This is a genomic window from Collinsella sp. BG-O-102, from assembly GCF_023656745.1.
Lineage (GTDB): Bacteria > Actinomycetota > Coriobacteriia > Coriobacteriales > Coriobacteriaceae > Collinsella.
The window spans coordinates 72,173-89,883 of sequence record NZ_JAMOKO010000003.1; the positions used below are offsets into that span (position 1 = coordinate 72,173).

Genomic DNA, 17,711 nt, shown 5'->3' on the forward strand with positions numbered 1-17,711 from the left:
AGCCATGAAGCTCCAGCAGCTCAGATATGTCGTCAAAGTTGCCGAATGCGGCAGCATTACCGAGGCCTCGCGCCGTCTCTTTGTGTCGCAGCCTTCGATTACCGCGTCGATTCGCGATCTCGAAAACGAGATGGGTGTGCACATCTTTGAGCGCACCAACAAGGGCGTCATTGTGTCCGAGGAAGGCGAGACCTTCTTGGGCTATGCGCGCCAGGTACTCGACCAGGCCGACCTGCTCGAGGGCAAGTACAAGGGCGCATCCGAGCAGGTGCCGCACTTTAGTGTGAGCTGCCAGCATTATTCCTTTGCCGTCAACGCGTTTGTCGACGTGATCCGCGAGTTCGATGCCGCGCGTTACGACTTCACCCTGCGCGAGGAGCAGACTCACGAGATTATCGAGGATGTCGCGCATATGAAAAGCGAACTGGGCATCCTGTACTTATCCGAGCATAACCGCGAGGTCATCGAGCGCATGCTGGTGGCCAACGAGCTCGTGTTCGAAGGACTCTTCTGCGCCACGCCGCATGTCTTCGTCTGCGCCGACCATCCGCTGGCGGACCGCTCCAGCGTGACGCTCGAGGATCTGGAAGACTACCCGTTCCTGTCCTACGAGCAGGGCAGCTACAACTCGTTTTACTATTCCGAGGAGCTGACCTCGACGTTCGAGCGTCGCAAAAATATCCGCGTGCGCGACCGTGCGACGTTGTTCAATTTGGCCATGGGCCTCAACGGCTACACGGTATGCTCGGGCGTGATCAGCCACGAGCTCAACGGCCCCGGCATTATCTCGATTCCGCTCGACGTGGACGAGTACATGGAGATTGGCATCATCACGCGCAAGAACACGACGCTTACACGCTACGGTCGGGCCTATATCGACGCGATTCGTCAGCATATCTAGGCTGCTGTGCTCCGCACGGTTCAAGTCTCTTTATGACAGTCCAGACTGATATGGGAAACATCTATATCAAACTGTTATAAACGTATATTTTACGATGGTCATATGAGCGCTCATACTCTGTCCCAGTAAAGCAACCAATGCAAAGGGAGATATCTATGAGCACTTCGATTCAACCGAACGCGCCGTTTCGCGCCGATATCGTCGGCAGCTTTCTTCGTCCGCAGGCTGTAAAGGACGCCCGTGCCGCCTATGTCGCGGGTAAACTCGACGCTTCCGGCCTTAAGGCCGTCGAGGACGATGCCATTCGCGATTTGGTGGCCAAGCAGAAGGCCGCCGGCCTGCAGGTGATCACCGATGGCGAGTTCCGCCGCAGCTACTGGCACCTCGATTTTATGTGGGGCCTTAACGGCATTGAGCGCCGCACCTCACGCACGGGTTATATGTTCCATGACGAGGAGACGACAGCCGACACCGCCGTGGTTACCGGTCCCATTAGCGGCGAGAACCACCCGTTCGTCGAGCATTTTAAGTTCGTCAAGGCGCTTGAGGAGGAGGGCCAGGTCGCACGCCAGACCATTCCGGCGCCGATCCAGACGTTCTCTGAGGTCACGCTCGATCGCTGCGATGGCCAGCAGGAGAGCCTGCGCGCTGTCTATAAGACCGATGAGGAACTTGCCGACGCCATTGCAGCCGCTTATCGCACGGTGATCGCCGACCTGTACGCAGCAGGCTGCCGCAACATCCAGTTTGATGACTGCACCTGGGGCATCTACTGCGATACCGATTTTGTCGCCAAAACCGGCATGAGCCCGGTCGACCTGCAAAAGGTAAGCGAGCTGGGCGTGGCGCTCAACAACGCCGCCATCGAGGGCAAGCCCGACGATTTGGTCATCAACACGCACGTGTGCCGCGGCAACTACCACTCCACCTACGCTTTTGAAGGCGGCTACGACCCTATCGCTCCGTATCTGTTCGCACATGAGAATGTCGATGCGTTCTATCTGGAGTTCGACACGCCGCGCGCCGGCGGCTTTGAGCCGCTCAAGTACGTCGCTCCCGGCAAGAAGGTCGTGCTGGGCTTGGTAACCACCAAGGCGGCAGAGCTCGAGAACGAGGATGTTATCGTCGAGCGCATCCGCGAAGCCGCTAAGTACGTGCCGCTCGAGAATCTGTACCTGTCGCCCCAGTGCGGCTTTGCCAGCTGCGAGATTGGCAACAAGCTGACCGAGGACGAGCAATGGGCGAAGATCGCGCTGGTCAAGCGCGTTGCCAAGCGCGTTTGGAAATAGCGGTAACGTTCGCAGGTGACGGCGCGTGCGAGACATGGCGTATCGCGTACAATGGTTCAGATCGTATCGTTCGGGCAGGTTATCCGATATGCCCGATCGCCCTTCCATTCGAAAGGACATCCATGTCCCAATCCTCGACGCCCGCCGTCACCGATGCCATCTACGATGCATCGTCGCTTGGCCGCCCGCGCATGTTCCTGCTCGGTCTGCAGCACCTGTTTGCCATGTTTGGCGCCACCTTGCTGGTGCCCGTGCTCACCGGCCTCTCAGTATCGGCAACGCTTTTGTTTGCCGGCTTGGGCACGCTGCTGTTCCACTTCCTGTCGCGCGGTAAGGTGCCGGCATTTTTGGGCTCATCGTTTGCCTTTATTGCCGGTTATGCCGCCATCGCGCCCAACGGCGAGACCGAGCTTTTGCCCTACGCCTGCCTAGGCGTAGCTTGTGCCGGTCTGCTCTATCCGGTGCTGGCGGCGCTCTTCCGCGCGTTTGGCGCCAAGCGTGTCATGCGTTTCTTTCCGCCGGTGGTGACTGGCCCCATCGTCATTTCCATCGGCTTGATCCTGGCAAGCTCCGCTATTGCCAACTGCCAGACAAACTGGTTTGTTGCCGTTGTCGCCGTGGCTGTGATCGTGATCTGCAACATCTGGGGCCGTGGCATGGTCAAGATCGTGCCGATTTTGCTGGGCGTTGTGGTGAGCTATGCCGTTGCGGCTGCGCTCGGCGAGGTTGATTTCTCGGGCGTTGCCGCCGCTCCGTGGGTCGGTCTGCCCATCGTGTGGGACAACACCGTGTTTGCACTCTTTGGGCCGCAGTTCGATAGCGGTCTTGCCACGACGGCCATCATCACCATCATGCCGCTGGCCTTCGCGACCATGATCGAGCATATCGGCGATATCTCTGCTATCGGTTCGACTTGCGAGCGCAACTACATTGCCGATCCCGGTCTGCATCGCACGCTGCTCGGCGACGGCCTTGCCACGATTCTGGCTTCGCTCTTTGGCGCTCCGGCCAACACTACGTATGGTGAGAACACCGGCGTGCTCGCCCTGACGCGCGTGTTTGACCCGCGCGTGATTCGCATTGCCGCGTGCTGCGCTATCGTGCTTTCGTTCTGCCCCAAGTTCGCTGCCGTGATTGCCGCCATGCCGGCGTGTGTGATCGGCGGTGTGTCGCTCGTGCTCTACGGCATGATCAGCGCTGTGGGCGTCCGCAACCTCATCGAGAACCAGGTCGATTTCCAGAACAACCGCAACGTGCTGGTTGCCGCGCTGGTGCTCGTGCTTTCGCTCGGCATCGCGTACAGCACCGCCGGCGCCATCGTGTTGGAGCTGGGCGGCGTGACCATTTCGCTGTCCGGCATTGCCGTGGGCTCACTGGTGGGCATTGTGCTCAACGCCATCCTGCCGGGTAACGACTTTGAGTTTGATGTCTCCGAGCTTGAGGAGGCTGCTGAGTAGCAGCTGCGTTCAGCTAAAACAAGATATGGTGCCCATGCGTATATGCGTGTGGGCACCATTTTTAATGTGTCAGTATCCAGTGGATGCCGCGGGCCATGCGTAAGTCGGTTTGGGCAAAGTGATTGCCGGGGTTGAGCTCCAGCGTTGTTGGAATGCCTCGCTCGACGAGCAACGCTTCCATCGCGCGTGTGTCGTCGAGTACATGCCGCATCATGCGGTTGGGCGTCTTGGTTTCCTTTTTGCCGAGTGACAGGTAGACGGCTTGCGGGCTGCCGGCAAAAGGGGCCGTGCTGGCACGGTCGACAAAGTCGGGAAACCATAGCGACCCCGATGCGCTCGCGGCGCGGTCAAAGGCGTCGGTTTGCCAGAGGGACCAGAGTGCGAAGAGGCCCGCGAGCGAGTAACCGGCAATGCCGCGCCGGGTGGGCGGCTGAGGAAGCGACGACTCGACCTGGGGGATTATCTGATTCAGCAGCTCATCAAGAAAATCGGCAGCTTGGCCGCCGAAAGGCTCGGCATCGCGTACGGTCCCGTCGCATGCCCAGGGGCTCAGCTCGCGATTCCAATCGAGCCCGCCAATGGTGACGAGGGCGAATGGCGGACAGTCGAGCTCTCGGCAACACTTATAAACCTCGCTGCCGTCGCCCACGACCACAGGAAGGTAGATGACAGGCGCGCTTTCCGTATGATTCGAATAAACGGTTATCTGCTTTTGATGCGCTTCCATGACGGGCTTCTCTCAGTGTTGTGATATCGGCAGCCCCAATTGTCGCACGCCAGCGTATGCCGGTTGGGCTAGACCAAAGACAATCTCGTGCATCCCCTGCGGACGCATATGGAAAACGCCACCGCTGGAGGGGAGCTCGGCGGTGGCGTTGTTAAACGGTGCTGGGGCTCGGGGCCTTCGCGGGAGCTGCCATGTGCGCAGAGGCGTCTAAGAACGCTTACGGCTCGCCATGGTGCCTGCGGCGATAGCGGCTGTTCCCGCAAGGACGGTTGCCACGATGGCCGCACCCGAGGTGTCGCCGGTTGCCGCGAGCACGCCGGTAGTCTTGGCTTTCGTGGTTGAAGCCGCAACGGCCTTGGTCGGCTTTGAGCCCTCAGGCTTGGGGTTCTGCTTGGACTCCGCGGGCTTGCTTTCTGCGGGCTTGGTCTCGTCGGGCTTGGGGTCTTCCGGCTTGGCTACCTCGGGAGGTGCGATGGTCGTACTTTTGGCGACTGCTTTGATATAGAGGGAGTCGACCGTGGCGTCGCCCGTGCCGATGGCTTGGCCTGCCTCGTAGATGCCGTCACGGAGCTTGCGATAGTCAATGACCTTGCTGCCTTCGGGCGTCTGGATGGCGGCGTTCTCAATCTTGATGGTGCCGATTGTCTTGCCGTCAGCGCTCATGGCACGGGCAAAGATTGCCGCTGTATCTCCTTCGGCCGTTACCTTGCTGCGGATGATCGAGATGACTGCGGGTGTGACGCCCTCGCTGGTCTGGGCGATGATGCCGATGTTCTCGCCTTGGGGTTCGCGCCTCGTCTCGCCATCTTGGTTTTCGCTGTAGGGGATGGGGCCGTCGCCGTTCTCGACATAGCGGGCTATGGCCTTGACAACGGAGTCGCTGATGTAGATGTGGCCGCCCTTCTCGTTGGGTCGATCGTTTCTGGTGGAGAATGCAGCCGAAACCTCGCCTTCCGCAAACGCGTCCACGGTGGAGCCGTTCTTGACGACGATGTCGTCCTGGTAGGTGAAGAGGGCGTTGGCGCCACCGTATCTGCCTTTACTTGCACGGACCGTCACGTTTGCATGATCGAGGGTGATGCCCTTGTGGGCATAGACGCCATATTCAACACCGTTTACGTTGAGGGAGGCGTTTGTGGCTGCGAGGCTGCCCTTGGCCTCGACGGCAGCGTCTTTCTCGGAGCTTGCCTTGACCTGGCCGCCGTCCGAGATGTTGATATTGCCGCCGCTCCAAAGGGCCTCACCATCGGCTGAGCTTGCCTCGACCGTCCCGCCACCCTTGATGGTGAGGTTCTTGTCGGCTCCAATACCCTTGTCCTTGGTAGCCCTGGCGGTGACGGCTCCGCTGTCGTCAATCGTGATATTGCCGTTTGCCCTGATGCCATCCGATGCACCCGTGGCGTTGACGTTGCCCGAACCTTTGATAGCGAGATTACCTCCGGCATTGATGGCATCAAACCCAGTGCTCGTGGCGTTGACGGATCCGGCTCCGTCGATGTTGATATTACCCGTGGAGAGGATAGCGTCCTCAGTAGATGTCACGCTGAGCGTGCCGCCCTCGTCGCCTTGGATATTGAGCTCGGCATTCTCGTTAGTGCCATGAGAAACGTTGATGCTTTCGATCCATTCGGCAGTGACGATGTTGGTTCCCGAGTAATTCACGTTGAGCTTGCCTGCGGCCTGGATCTCGCCGCCGTTATAGTTGTTGAGCTTCAAGTCGTCGGCGCCGTCCCACGACCAGGTACCGGCCTCGTCGCTCGCCGCGGTGTTGTACTTGTTGCCGCCGACCTTGACCCATTCCGCTGCGAGCGAGACGCTCGGCATGAGCAGCGAGCTCACCGTGAGCGCGCACACGGCGCCCGCGACGATGCGGCGCGTCACGCGGCGCCAGCTGCCGTGCGCGAGTCCTATGCGACGGCGAACGTCGGGTTCGGCAACATGGGTTCCGGCGGTAGTGTCATTGCGTTTGGGGGTCGTGAACAAGGCTGCCATGGTTGCTCCCGTTCTCATAGGGCCTATACGACTAGATTCAGCGTATCTGCTGGATGTTGCCGGCGGTAGTGCCGTTTGGAGGGCAAAATGGCCAAAATGGGGGAGAAATAGGCCGCACGCCGGCGCAGGGACCGGCGCTAAAAGAAAAGCGCGGGGCCGCATGGCGACTCCGCGCTTTATTGTTCAGCTTTTGCAGCCTTGCCGCTACGCTACAAAGAAGTAGACGAGGAAGGCGAGGGCTGCGATCCACATGAGCGGCTTGATCTTGGAGGCCTCGCCCTTAAAGAGCGCGACGATCACGTAGGCGATAAAGCCCAGGCCAATGCCGGCAGAGATGGAGTAGGTGAAGGGCACGCCGGCGACAATCATGAACGCCGGGAAACCCTGCGACACGTCGGACCAGTCGATCTCGGAGGCCTCGCTCATCATGAGGTAGCCGACGTAGACCAGAGCACCGCAGGTGGCGGCGCTGGAAACGATGGTGACGATGGGGGAGAAGAACGCGGCGAGAATGAACAACACGCCGGTGGTGACGGAGGTGAGGCCCGTGCGGCCACCGTCGGCAGCGCCAGAGGTGGACTCGACGAAGGTGGTGATGGAGGAGACGCCCATGAAACCGCCCACAGCAGCGGCGGCGGAGTCGACGATCAGGATCTCCTTGATATCCTCGACGTTGCCGTCGTCGGTGAGGAACTCGCCCTGCTTGGCCACGGCCATCGCGGTGCCCATGGTGTCGAAGAAGTCACTCATGAGCAGCGAGAACGAGATGACGAGGAGCGTGGGGTCGGTAAGGACCTTGACGATGGCGGGCACGCCGCCGGCGTCGGCGATGGGGCCACCGATGCTCGAGAAGTCGAGCGGGGCGATGATACCGGTCGGAGCCTGGGTCACACCTAGGGGGATACCGGCGATGACGGCGACGACGATGCCGATGAGCAGCGAGCCGGGGACGTTGCGGCAGGCGAGGGCGACTGTCACTAGGATGGAGATGATGCCGACGATGAAGGTGGGGGAGGTGATGTCGCCCAGACCGACGAGTGTACCGGCGCCAGCGGTGATAATGCCGGCATCGCACAGGCCAATCATGGCGATGAACAGGCCCAGACCCACCGAGATGGCGTGACGCAGGACAACCGGGATGGCGTCCATGATGGCCTCGCGCAGGCCACAAAGCACGAGCAGCAAGATGACGATACCCTCGAGGAAGATGACGCTCATGGCCACGTGCCAGTCACCGCCGCAGACGGTGGTGGTGATTCCAGCGATCATCGCGTTGACGCCTAAGCCCGACGCGCAGGCGAGCGGGCGGTTAGCGAAGATGCCCATGCAGATGGTCATGATGCCGGCGCCCAGGCAGGTGGCGCAGGCGAGCGCTCCCGCATCGATGCCAGCGCCCGAGAGCACCGCGGGGTTGACGGCGATGATGTAGGCCATCGCCAGGAATGTTGTCAGTCCAGCGCGGAGTTCGGTCCCGATTGTGGACTTGCGCTCACTGACGTGAAATAGTTCGTCCATGCATACCCTTTCCTTGTTCGGCCCCGAGTTTAGGCCGATTGACACGAACTCACCCACTATATCGCCTTTGTGAAGTTGGTGTTCCTCGCATGTTGATGTTCGGCGGTTTGCAACGGACGGGCGGTATCTTTCGCATGAAATTGTGTAGGTACCGTATACTTAAGCGGTTACAACGACCCCTATGGAGGAACGTATGATTAAAGAGCTTTGCCACGACGAGGCTATCCTGTCCCAGCGTTGCGAGGTTGCGACCGTCGAGGACGAGTCGGTTGCTCAGGACCTGATCGATACCATCAAGTCGCTCGACGATGCCGGCTGCTTGGCCGCCAACCAGATTGGCGTTACCAAGAAGGTCTGCGTCTATCTGGACGACGCCGGCGAGCCCCACGTGCTCTACAACCCCCGTCTGGTGTTTGGCCTGGGCGCCAGCAAGATGGAGGAGAGCTGCCTGACGCACGAGGAGGTCACCAAGTCCACGCGCTATATCAAGTGCAAGGTCGCTTATGACGTGATCGTCGACGGCAAGATGCGCGAGCGCAAGCAGGACTTTGTGGGCTTCGAGGCGCAGATGATTCAACACATGATTGACCACTGTCTAGGAAAGTTGGTCTAAGGGGACCAAAGCACCGCACTTCGTCTCTTTTGGTCCGGACGTGACATTGTTGTCATGTCCGGGCTTTTGTGTTTAGCGCCTTTTAGTTTGGTGACAATAACCTTAGCAGGAACGTAAAGCTAGGAGGCGCTATGTGTACGAGCATTCGATTTACCGATAATTCTGGTCACATGTATCTAGGCCGCAACCTAGACTGGAGCTTTGACTACGGCCAACAGGTTCGCGTGATGCCGCGCGGGTTCCACGTCCCGTATTCGTTTATCGACGATGCGTCGGCGGCGCACGCGGTAATCGGCATGTGCATCGATTACGAGAACTACCCTATGTTCTTCGACTGCGGCAACGATGCGGGCCTCGCCGTGGCGGGTCTCAATTTCCCGGGTTATGCCGAGTATGCCGAGGGCCCTGTCGACGGCAAGAACAATATCGCGGCCTATGAGTTTCCCCTGTGGGTGGCAGCGACGTTCTCGACGGTCGATGAGGTCGAGGCCGCGCTGCGCGACACGGTGATTGTCGCCAAATCTGCCGGAGAGGGGCTGGGCGTGTCGCTGCTCCATTGGATTATCGGCGACAGCCAGCGCAGCATCGTGGTCGAGATGATGGCTGACGGCCTGCATGTATACGACAATCCGGTCGACACCCTTGCCAATCAGCCGACTTTCCCGTGGCACATGGAAAACCTGCGCACCTATATCACGGCCACAAGCGATTTTCCGCAGACGGCGACATGGCGTGGCGCCGAGCTTAAGCCCTATGGAGCCGGTGCCGGCATGCGCGGCATTCCGGGCGATTGCTATTCGCCGAGCCGTTTTGTAAAGGCGGCGTACCTCAATGCCAATTACCCACAAAAGGAGAGCGAGACCGAAAACGTCGTTCGCATGTTCCGCTCGCTCGAGGGCGTGGTGATGATCGAGGGAGCGTCCAGGATGGGCGATGGCAAGTTCGAGAAGACTATCTACACCGGATGCTTTAGCGCGCGCACGGGCAATTATTACTACGCGATGTATGGGGATCCGTCGATTCGCTACGTGAGCCTGATGGATGCCGAGGGCGCGAGCCCCGATAGGCTCGTGGTTCCCGAGCCGCGCCGTTCGTAGCCGTTAGCTTTACTGCAATGCAAAGCGGCCCTGCGTCTCTCGTGAGGCGCAGGGCCGCTTGGTAGATCAGAAGTTGAAGGCAAACATGATGCCGATGACTTTGTCAAGATATATTAAACAAACGGTAGCTTCAATTCATCTTTGGAATAATAGCCGTTCAAAAGCGAATCGATTGACTCATTTAGATTATATAAAATTTCTTTAGTTTTACTTCCGAGCGGCGCGCCGGGCATCTGGCATCAACGGATTCCCTGTTTTGGCGCTTCGAAGGCACGGACTCCGTTTCGTTAATTTCTGATTAGAAATGCTGAAAATCCAGTCAGAAGCGGGCTGGGGAACGGGGCAATAAAAATGGCTTTCGAAATGAGTCGGCGAAGCTTTTTAACGGCCGGTGGGGCCACAATGCTGGCGGGCACCGCCTCTATGCTTGTTGGCTGCGCGTCTGGAAGCGAAAGCGGCGCGGGAAGCGTGGCTGCCGGCAAGGATGATGCACTGAAGGTTGATAGCGACGGCAAATCGGGTGGCACGGATAGCGACGTTAGCGAATTCTACGAGCACATTATCTCTGTTTCTGCACTTGCGAAAACATATGCAATCGGAGAGAAGATTGTCGGCGTGGCGATTGAATACGACGTGGATGTCGATGCGTCTTCGGTTGATCCCGGACATGGCGGCATCGGTCAACAGGCTCAGGAAAAGGGGCTGGGATCTTTCTCGGTTTTGGGACGCTCGATTGTCACTGCCTATGTAAACGACAAAGCCGAGCTGAGTGATGAAGGGGGCAAAAGCAAGGGAACGTACGTCATCGTCGAGCTCGATCCAGCAGATGCGGGCGCACAGACGTTGATGTTTCAGATGACGCGTGGGTGCGTAGGCTCAAACGGTCCCGTATCCCTTGATAGCGGTTGCGTCAAAATCGCCCAAATAAAGGATCTCAAGGATTCTGCAGGTAAAAAGCTTACAGGCGACGAGACATCCTCCCGATATCTCGTGGCTTCGACTGTTCTCAACTCCGAGGCAGACAAGTTTGTTGCAGGGACCTACGATGACCCCAAAACTGGATTCCATGCTTCGTTTGCCTTGGCACAGCCTGACGACTACGACAAGGCAAAGAAATACCCCATCACGCTCTTCCTGCCGGATGCGGGGGTAACCACCTGCGATGTGAGGGTGAATCTTCGTCAAGGTCTGGGAGCCCTTGCCTGGGCTGATGGGTCACAATTTGTGCTGACGATCGCTGGAACTTGTTGCGATATCGAGACTTGCCTGCATGTAATCGAGGACCTGATCGACCAGGGTTACTCAATCGATCCGGATCGCATTTACGGGACGGGCGAATCTGCCGGGTGCATGGCCCTCATCGAATATGCCTCCAAGCATCCCGATGACAATTCCTTTGCAGCGCTTATGCTCGTTGCCGGGCAAGGCAACATGACTCCGATTGCCAAGACGCCCATGGTGATATTCGTTTCTGAAGACGATTCCAATTCCTATGGCGGCATGACGGATCCCGAGAAGGGTGTCGCGAGTATCGGAATTCCTTATGTTGAGAAGCAGCTGAATTGCGCCTATAACTATGACGGCGAAGGACATACGAGTGGCCTGTGGATTGATTACGACGCAACGGGAGAGAAAAACCCTTCGGGTAACCAGGAAGGAGCCAAGGCGGCTAGCAGCCAGAAGACGCTCGATGAGCTTATGGTCGAGCTCTCGGATGTCTGCTCCTCGGCCTGTAAACAAGCGGTGACCGATGGGGCGCATGTCGTTTTCCTTCATGTAGAGAAGGGAACTCTCGATAGCACCGACAAGACGGTCCAGGGTGGAAACACTCATAACTTTACCTGGCAATACGCTTATGCGATCCCCGAACTCATCGAGTGGGTGAGAGACCAGTCTCTATAGCCTGCTTCTTTTTCGATGGCATTTCAATGTGGGCTAGGGTTATATGACCGATTGGGGCCAGGCGGTTGTCTAGCCCCGGAAATGCCGAATAGCAGTCTACGATTACGCCCGGGTAAAGCCTCAAAGGTGTTTTACCTGGCCAAAAACGTAGACAAAAGCGGCCCTGGCAGATCGTGAGGCGCAGGGCCGCTGTCGTTGATTTGTGACGTCGCTAGAAGTTGGCGTCGTTGAGTTGTTCGCTCTCGAGGCCGTCGAGCAGTTGCTGTTCGGGCGTATCGGCGACGCTCTCGAGCAACTCGGTGGGGTCGACGTTCATGTTCCTACCGGCTTCGTTGCCATTGACCAGGTCGTCCGAGAAGATATCGACTTCCATTTCCTCGGCCTCTTCGATCTGAACCTCGAGCGGCACCTGGGTGCGTACGAGCTTAACGGCCGGGCGCATGCGGGCAAACAGCGGCACGTACTCGATGATGATGGCCGAGTCCTCAAGACCGTACCAGCGTGCCGGGCTTCCGCAGGCGCGGCGGACGGCGTACTTGATGGCCATCACGCGGTGGTCATTGCGGTTGATGTCCGTTTCGGGGGCAAGCATCTTGCGCAGCATACAAAAGCGGAAGTCACCCACGTTGCCGCGCGTCTCGTAGATGGAGTAGGTGTGATGTTGCGGTGGCAGCTCACCCGATGCCATCAGGTCGCCAACGATCTGGCGCAGGTAGGCATTAACGCGCTGGTTGACCTTAAAGCCCAGGTCCAGGCGCACGCGGAAGAGGAAGTCCGTGCCAAAGGTCTCGACGGAATACTCGTGCGTATAGGGTTCGTCGGTAACGTGCACGTTAATGAACCAATATGCCTTGGCGCGCTTGGGATGCTTATCCAGGATGGAATAGAGCACGTCGCGGTCGAGCGTGAGCGGATCGGGGCTGTTGGTGAGGAACACCAGGTTGTCGGCGAGCACGGGATAGGTCTCGTCGTTGCGCAGGCGGTTGAGCTGATCGATGTACTTGGAGACGGGCAACAGAATCGTCTGCGTGCGCTCGATGGCGGTGCCACGGCGCCACACGTACATAAGGCCAAACAGCAGTGCGGCCAGGAAGATCATCACATAGCCGCCGTCAAAGAACATGGTGAGGCACGAGGCAAAGAAGCACAGCTCAATGGCACCGAAGAGCAGGGCGAAGACGCAGGCGCCCAGCTTGTGCTTGAGAATGCCGGCGATATAGCTCGTCAAAAGCGTCGTGGTCATGAGCATGGTCACGGTAATGGCGAGGCCGTAGGCGCTCTCCATGCGCTCGGAGTTTTGGAACAGCAGCACGATGAAGATGCAGCCGACCCACATGATGTTGTTGACGAGCGGAATATAGAGCTGGCCCTTGGTGTCGCTGGGGTAGTGGATGCGCAGATGCGGCATAAGGTTGAGGCGCGTGGCCTCGGATACCAGCGAGAACGAGCCGGTGATGAGCGCCTGCGAGGCGATGATGGCCGCTACGGCCGAAAGCACGATGGCAAAGGGGCGCAGGGGCTCGGGAAGCATCATATAAAACGGGTTGACGATATCCATCGCGAGCATCTGGGGGTTGGAGTTATTGGCGAGCAGCCAAGCTCCCTGACCCAGATAGTTGAGGATAAGGGCCGCCTTAACAAACGGCCAGGATGCATAGATGTTGGCCTTGCCAACGTGGCCCATGTCCGAGTAGAGGGCCTCGGCGCCGGTCGTCGACAGGAAGACAAAGCCGAGCACCATGATGCCCGAGTGGTTGATGGGCGAGAACAGGAACATGATGCCGCGGATGGGGTTGAGCGCGCGCAGGATGGATAGGTTGCCGAGCATGTTGAACAGGCCGGCGCCTGCCAGGAACAGGAACCACAGCGTCATGAGCGGGCCGAACAGCTTACCGATCGACGAGGTACCGGCGCGCTGCATGGCAAATAGGCCGCAGATAATGATGATGGTGATGATGATGACGTTGGTCTGGCCGTCGCCCAAAAGCGCGTGGCCCCACTCGATAGTGCGCAAGCCCTCGATGGCCGTGGTAACCGTGACGGCGGGGGTGAGGATGCCGTCGGCGAGCAGCGCCGCGCCGCCGATCATGGCGGGGAGAATCAGCCATGGCGCCACCTTGCGCACGAGACTGAACAGGGCGAAGATGCCGCCTTCGTTGTGGTTGTCGGCCTTCATGGCGATTACCACGTACTTGACCGTGGTCACGAGCGTCATGGTCCAGATGACGAGCGAAAGCGCGCCCAGGATCATGTCCTCGCTGACGGTACCGATGCCGCCGTTGTTGGCGACGATTGATTTCATGGTGTACATGGGGCTCGTGCCGATGTCGCCATAGACGACGCCGAGCGTTACGAGCAACATGCCAGCGGAGAGGGGAATGGCTCCGTGCCCGCCTTGACCACGCTGGTCTTGGGGGCTTGCCTCCAGTTCGTTTTGTGCCACGTGGACTCCCTTGGACATCCGGTTATCTATCTAGGACAGATAACCTTTATGCCGTCTTTATACATACAAGAGCAGTTTGGCACATTGGTTAGCTTTAGACAATAATCCCCAGATGGGGATTATTCATATACGCAGGCAGCATTTCAAAGCGGGGGCTATTAAGCACGTGCTGCTTGAGCGATACCGGCTTTGGCGTTTGCGCGTTTGCCGGCGAGTTCGCAAAAGAACGCGCCGCCGATGATAAGCGCGGCGCCCGTCAGACGGACCGGTGTTATGGCTTCGCCCAAAAGGACGGCCGAGAACACGACCGCCGAAAGCGGCTCGAGGTAGCCGACGACCGCGACGGTCTGGACGGGCAGCTTGGCGACAGCGCTAAAGTAGAGCAGGCAACCGATGCCGGTGTTGACGACGCCGAGCATGACGACGGCGCGCCAATCAATATTGGCGGCGACGCCGGCGGACAGGAATGAGGGGGCGCCCTGCGTGATGAGCGTGAGGACCAGCGCGGTCACAAAGGCTGCGCTCACCTGGAGCGCGGAGTTCTCAAGGCCTTCGATGTGTGGCGCACCCTTGCTGGCGATGACCATCAGCGCATAGCAAAATGCCGAGGCGATTCCGCAGGCGATACCAGCAATGGGCATATTGCCGCCTAGACCTTGCGCTGCAATGAGAAAAGCACCGCAAGCGACGGCGATAAAGCCGGCGATTTTGCCGCCGGTCAGCTTTTCGCCAAAGATGAGCGGGGAGAGCGCCATGACAATGATGGGGCCGCAGTAGTACAGCAGCGAGGATACGCCGACGCCGATCGTCTGGTAGGCGCGGAACAGAAAAATCCAGCTGGCGCCCAGCGCGGCTCCCGAGAGGAGGAGGGCTACGGCTTCGCGGGGGCGAGATGGCGCCTGCAGCTTATGGCGTTGGGTGATGACGAGGATGGTGACAAGCGAGAGTGCGCCCAAAAACGTGCGTAGTAGCACGATATCGGAGCTCGGCAGCGCGATGGCAGCGGCGATGATGCCGTTGGAGCCAAACAATAGCAATGCTGCTAAGTACGTAAGCAGTCCGTTGTTCATGCGCTGACATCCTCTCTATATCCGTGCATGTTCACTATGGGTGAACTGGCTATAGAAGAAAAGCGAATATAATGCATAGATAACATGACAAAAGCTCATGCATGGGTGGAGGGGTGCCGTGGAAACGAATGTTCAAAAGATGCAGGTGCTGCTGGAGACCGTGCGCGCCGGAAGCTTTACGCGCGCCGCCGAGCGGCTGAGCTATTCGCAGTCGGGCGTGAGCCGTATGGTGGCCGATCTTGAGGCCGACTGGGGCTTTAAAGTTCTCGATAGAAGCCGCGAGGGCGTAGTACTTTCTGCCGACGGGCGGCAAGTTATGCCGGCGGTCGAGGCGCTCTGTGAGGAATTCACTCGCTTGCAGCGACGGGTGGATGAGATGCGTGGGCTCATGCGCGGCAAAATCTGCATCGGTACGTTTTCGAGTGTGGCGACCCACGTGCTGCCGCCGGTGATTGCGCACTTTCGCGCCGATCACCCGGACGTCGATTACGAGTTGCTGATGGGTGATTACTCCGAGATTGAGCAATGGGTGGCGGAAGGCCGCTGCGACCTGGGCTTTATTCCGCGCGAACCACGCGGCGCCGGCATAGCGTCGCGGCCGTTGGTGCAAGACGAGCTGATGGCCGTGGTGCCAGCGGACTCCTCGCTTGCCACCGCGGAGGTCGTTTCCCTTGCCGATTTGGCCAACGAGCAGTTTATTCTGCTGGAACGCGGCACCGATGACGAGATTACGCCGCTGTTTCGTCGCGCGGGCCTGACGGTGCGTTCTAAGCTGTCGACCTGGGATGACTATGCGATTATGGCTATGGTCGAGGACGGCCTGGGCGTGAGCATTCTTCCGGCGCTCATCTTGCGCCGCTGCCAGTTCGATGTTGCCGTGCGCCCACTCGAGGGACATCCTCATCGGCAGATCAATGCGATATATCGCACGGCTGACGTTTCGCTTGCGGCGGCTCGTCTCCTTGAATATCTCTAAAGGCGCGTACCTGTTGTCCACTTTGGGACAATCCTCGGGGTTCGGTACATTTTCTTATGAAATTGAACTTTGGAATGAGGTGCCGCGTTATACTGCTGCCTAAATTGAACTCTGGTTCAATTCGTGTTCTATAAATTGAACTTTGCCAGCAAGGAGGTTCTAGTGGCCCAAGAGACGTTTAGCGATCGCCTGCGACAGACTATGTCCGATCGCGACGTTCGCCAGTCGGACGTAATCCGCGCATCGGAGATGCTCGGCAAAAAACTCGGCAAGAGTCAGATGAGCCAATATGTGAGCGGCAAGACGATTCCGCGGCGCGATGTGGCAGAGCTGCTCGCCCGCATTTTGGAGGTCGATGTTACCTGGCTGCTTGCCGGTGACGCCGATCAAGGCGAGGCATCATCGCCCCGTAACGTTTCCAAGCCCGAACCCCATCCCTCAGCTCAAATTCCAAGGAGCACCACCATGCGTACTTTTTCTAAATCCACCAAGCTCGATAATGTCCTGTATGACGTGCGCGGTCCCGTCGTCGACGAGGCTGCCCGCATGGAGGACGAGGGCGAGCGCATCCTCAAGCTCAATATCGGCAACCCGGCGCCCTTCGGTTTCCGCACGCCCGACGAGGTCATCAAGGACATGCGCCAGCAGCTGCCCGACTGCGAAGGCTATTCCAACTCGCGTGGCCTGTTCTCCGCGCGCAAGGCAATCATGCAGTACTCGCAGATCAAAGGCCTGCCCAACGTTCAGATGGAGCACATCTACACGGGCAACGGCGTGTCCGAGCTCATTCAACTTTCGATGAACGCGCTGCTCGACAACGGCGATGAGATCCTGATCCCCAGCCCCGACTACCCGCTCTGGACGGCGTGCGCGACCCTTGCCGGCGGCCATCCTGTGCACTACCTGTGCGACGAGCAGGCCGATTGGTATCCCGATCTGCAGGATATGGAGTCCAAGATCACGAGCGCGACCAAGGCCCTCGTCATCATCAACCCCAACAACCCCACGGGCTCCGTTTACCCGCGTGAGGTGCTCGAGGGCATCGTTGAGGTTGCGCGCAGGCACCAGCTCATGATTTTTGCAGACGAGATCTACGACCGCCTGTGCATGGACGGCTATGAGCACGTCTCGATTGCCTCGCTCGCTCCCGATCTGCCCTGTGTCACCTTTAGCGGCCTTTCCAAGTCGCACATGATCGCGGGCTATCGCATTGGCTGGATGGTGCTTTCGGGCAACCAGCGCTGCATGAGCGACTTCATCATGGGCATCAACATGCTCTCCAACATGCGCCTGTGCTCCAACGTGCCGGCCCAGTCAATCGTCCAGACGGCGCTCGGCGGCCATCAGTCGGTCAACGACTATATCCGTCCCGGCGGTCGTGTCTACGAGCAGCGCAACTTTGTGTATGAGGCGCTCAACAAGATCGACGGCATCTCGGTGGTCAAGCCGCGCGCGGCGTTCTACATCTTCCCCAAGATGGATGTTAAGAAGTTCAACATCACCGATGACGAGCAGTTCGCTCTCGACCTGCTGCACGAGAAGAAGATCCTGATCACGCGCGGCGGCGGCTTTAACTGGGCCGAGCCTGATCACTTCCGCATCGTGTACCTGCCGCGCATGGAAGTACTCAAAGAGTCCCTCGAAGACCTCGCCGACTTCTTTGACCATTACCGCCAATCGTAGGGGATTAGGTGCCTGCCGCCGCAAGAATCGAGGCGTCGCAGGATAG

At 58.8% G+C, this 17,711-nt stretch carries 13 protein-coding genes; 8 read left to right on the forward strand and 5 right to left on the reverse strand.

Annotation, left to right across the window (positions count from 1 at the left end; genetic code table 11):
• The first annotated feature begins 4 nt into the window (after positions 1–4).
• From NBH09_RS02445 to NBH09_RS02455, 3 genes are all read left to right on the forward strand, one after another.
• Positions 5–901, forward strand: a complete 897-nt coding sequence (locus NBH09_RS02445; RefSeq protein ID WP_055286633.1) for a LysR family transcriptional regulator — start codon at positions 5–7, stop codon at positions 899–901.
• A 155-nt stretch (positions 902–1,056) separates the two neighbouring features.
• Positions 1,057–2,190 carry a 5-methyltetrahydropteroyltriglutamate--homocysteine S-methyltransferase gene (locus NBH09_RS02450; protein WP_250786969.1) on the forward strand — a complete coding sequence of 378 codons (1,134 nt, stop codon included), beginning with the start codon at positions 1,057–1,059 and terminating at the stop codon, positions 2,188–2,190.
• A 122-nt stretch (positions 2,191–2,312) separates the two neighbouring features.
• On the forward strand, positions 2,313–3,647 hold the full coding sequence (locus NBH09_RS02455; protein ID WP_250786970.1) for a uracil-xanthine permease family protein: 1,335 nt from the start codon (positions 2,313–2,315) through the stop codon (positions 3,645–3,647).
• A gap of 61 nt (positions 3,648–3,708) precedes the next feature.
• Here NBH09_RS02455 and NBH09_RS02460 read toward each other — a convergent pair whose 3' ends face one another.
• The 3 genes from NBH09_RS02460 to NBH09_RS02470 all read right to left on the reverse strand — a co-directional run bounded on the left by NBH09_RS02460 (position 3,709) and on the right by NBH09_RS02470 (position 7,881).
• Positions 3,709–4,374, reverse strand: a complete 666-nt coding sequence (locus NBH09_RS02460; RefSeq protein WP_250786971.1) for an alpha/beta hydrolase — start codon at positions 4,372–4,374, stop codon at positions 3,709–3,711.
• A 207-nt stretch (positions 4,375–4,581) separates the two neighbouring features.
• Complete coding sequence (locus tag NBH09_RS02465) at positions 4,582–6,366, reverse strand: carbohydrate-binding domain-containing protein (RefSeq protein WP_250786972.1); 1,785 nt, start codon at positions 6,364–6,366, stop codon at positions 4,582–4,584.
• 204 nt (positions 6,367–6,570) lie between these two features.
• Complete coding sequence (locus NBH09_RS02470; protein WP_195246880.1) at positions 6,571–7,881, reverse strand: NCS2 family permease; 1,311 nt, start codon at positions 7,879–7,881, stop codon at positions 6,571–6,573.
• A gap of 193 nt (positions 7,882–8,074) precedes the next feature.
• On the opposite strand from NBH09_RS02470, the gene NBH09_RS02475 reads away from it, so the two are divergent.
• The 3 genes from NBH09_RS02475 (at position 8,075) to NBH09_RS02485 (ending at position 11,493) form a co-directional block, all read left to right on the forward strand.
• Complete coding sequence (locus NBH09_RS02475; protein WP_117746174.1) at positions 8,075–8,494, forward strand: peptide deformylase; 420 nt, start codon at positions 8,075–8,077, stop codon at positions 8,492–8,494.
• A 131-nt stretch (positions 8,495–8,625) separates the two neighbouring features.
• Complete coding sequence (gene bsh / locus NBH09_RS02480) at positions 8,626–9,591, forward strand: choloylglycine hydrolase (protein ID WP_250786973.1); 966 nt, start codon at positions 8,626–8,628, stop codon at positions 9,589–9,591.
• A gap of 351 nt (positions 9,592–9,942) precedes the next feature.
• Complete coding sequence (locus NBH09_RS02485; RefSeq protein WP_250786974.1) at positions 9,943–11,493, forward strand: hypothetical protein; 1,551 nt, start codon at positions 9,943–9,945, stop codon at positions 11,491–11,493.
• 211 nt (positions 11,494–11,704) lie between these two features.
• Here the strand turns inward: NBH09_RS02485 and NBH09_RS02490 are convergent, their stop codons facing one another.
• Positions 11,705–13,954 carry a KUP/HAK/KT family potassium transporter gene (locus NBH09_RS02490; RefSeq protein ID WP_284703079.1) on the reverse strand — a complete coding sequence of 750 codons (2,250 nt, stop codon included), beginning with the start codon at positions 13,952–13,954 and terminating at the stop codon, positions 11,705–11,707.
• A gap of 140 nt (positions 13,955–14,094) precedes the next feature.
• The gene (locus NBH09_RS02495; RefSeq protein ID WP_250786975.1) at positions 14,095–15,006 is read right to left on the reverse strand and encodes a DMT family transporter; all 912 of its coding nucleotides are present in this window, start codon (positions 15,004–15,006) and stop codon (positions 14,095–14,097) included.
• A 118-nt stretch (positions 15,007–15,124) separates the two neighbouring features.
• Here NBH09_RS02495 and NBH09_RS02500 point away from each other — a divergent pair, with 118 nt between their 5' ends.
• Positions 15,125–15,982 (forward strand): LysR family transcriptional regulator, encoded by an 858-nt coding sequence (locus NBH09_RS02500; RefSeq protein ID WP_233509009.1) that lies wholly within the window; start codon positions 15,125–15,127, stop codon positions 15,980–15,982.
• 201 nt (positions 15,983–16,183) lie between these two features.
• Positions 16,184–17,665: an aminotransferase class I/II-fold pyridoxal phosphate-dependent enzyme gene (locus NBH09_RS02505; RefSeq protein WP_117716532.1), complete on the forward strand. Its 1,482-nt coding sequence runs from the start codon at positions 16,184–16,186 to the stop codon at positions 17,663–17,665.
• The last annotated feature ends 46 nt before the right edge of the window (positions 17,666–17,711 follow it).

What these genes read in the sequence shown, in the direction of transcription:
- NBH09_RS02445 (WP_055286633.1), top strand. Translation starts at nt 5, where the DNA reads ATGAAGCTCCAGCAGCTCAGATATGTCGTCAAAGTTGCCGAATGCGGC.
- NBH09_RS02450 (WP_250786969.1), top strand. Translation starts at nt 1,057, where the DNA reads ATGAGCACTTCGATTCAACCGAACGCGCCGTTTCGCGCCGATATCGTC.
- NBH09_RS02455 (WP_250786970.1), top strand. Translation starts at nt 2,313, where the DNA reads ATGTCCCAATCCTCGACGCCCGCCGTCACCGATGCCATCTACGATGCA.
- NBH09_RS02460 (WP_250786971.1), bottom strand. Translation starts at nt 4,374, where the DNA reads ATGGAAGCGCATCAAAAGCAGATAACCGTTTATTCGAATCATACGGAA.
- NBH09_RS02465 (WP_250786972.1), bottom strand. Translation starts at nt 6,366, where the DNA reads ATGGCAGCCTTGTTCACGACCCCCAAACGCAATGACACTACCGCCGGA.
- NBH09_RS02470 (WP_195246880.1), bottom strand. Translation starts at nt 7,881, where the DNA reads ATGGACGAACTATTTCACGTCAGTGAGCGCAAGTCCACAATCGGGACC.
- NBH09_RS02475 (WP_117746174.1), top strand. Translation starts at nt 8,075, where the DNA reads ATGATTAAAGAGCTTTGCCACGACGAGGCTATCCTGTCCCAGCGTTGC.
- bsh (WP_250786973.1), top strand. Translation starts at nt 8,626, where the DNA reads ATGTGTACGAGCATTCGATTTACCGATAATTCTGGTCACATGTATCTA.
- NBH09_RS02485 (WP_250786974.1), top strand. Translation starts at nt 9,943, where the DNA reads ATGGCTTTCGAAATGAGTCGGCGAAGCTTTTTAACGGCCGGTGGGGCC.
- NBH09_RS02490 (WP_284703079.1), bottom strand. Translation starts at nt 13,954, where the DNA reads ATGTCCAAGGGAGTCCACGTGGCACAAAACGAACTGGAGGCAAGCCCC.
- NBH09_RS02495 (WP_250786975.1), bottom strand. Translation starts at nt 15,006, where the DNA reads ATGAACAACGGACTGCTTACGTACTTAGCAGCATTGCTATTGTTTGGC.
- NBH09_RS02505 (WP_117716532.1), top strand. Translation starts at nt 16,184, where the DNA reads ATGTCCGATCGCGACGTTCGCCAGTCGGACGTAATCCGCGCATCGGAG.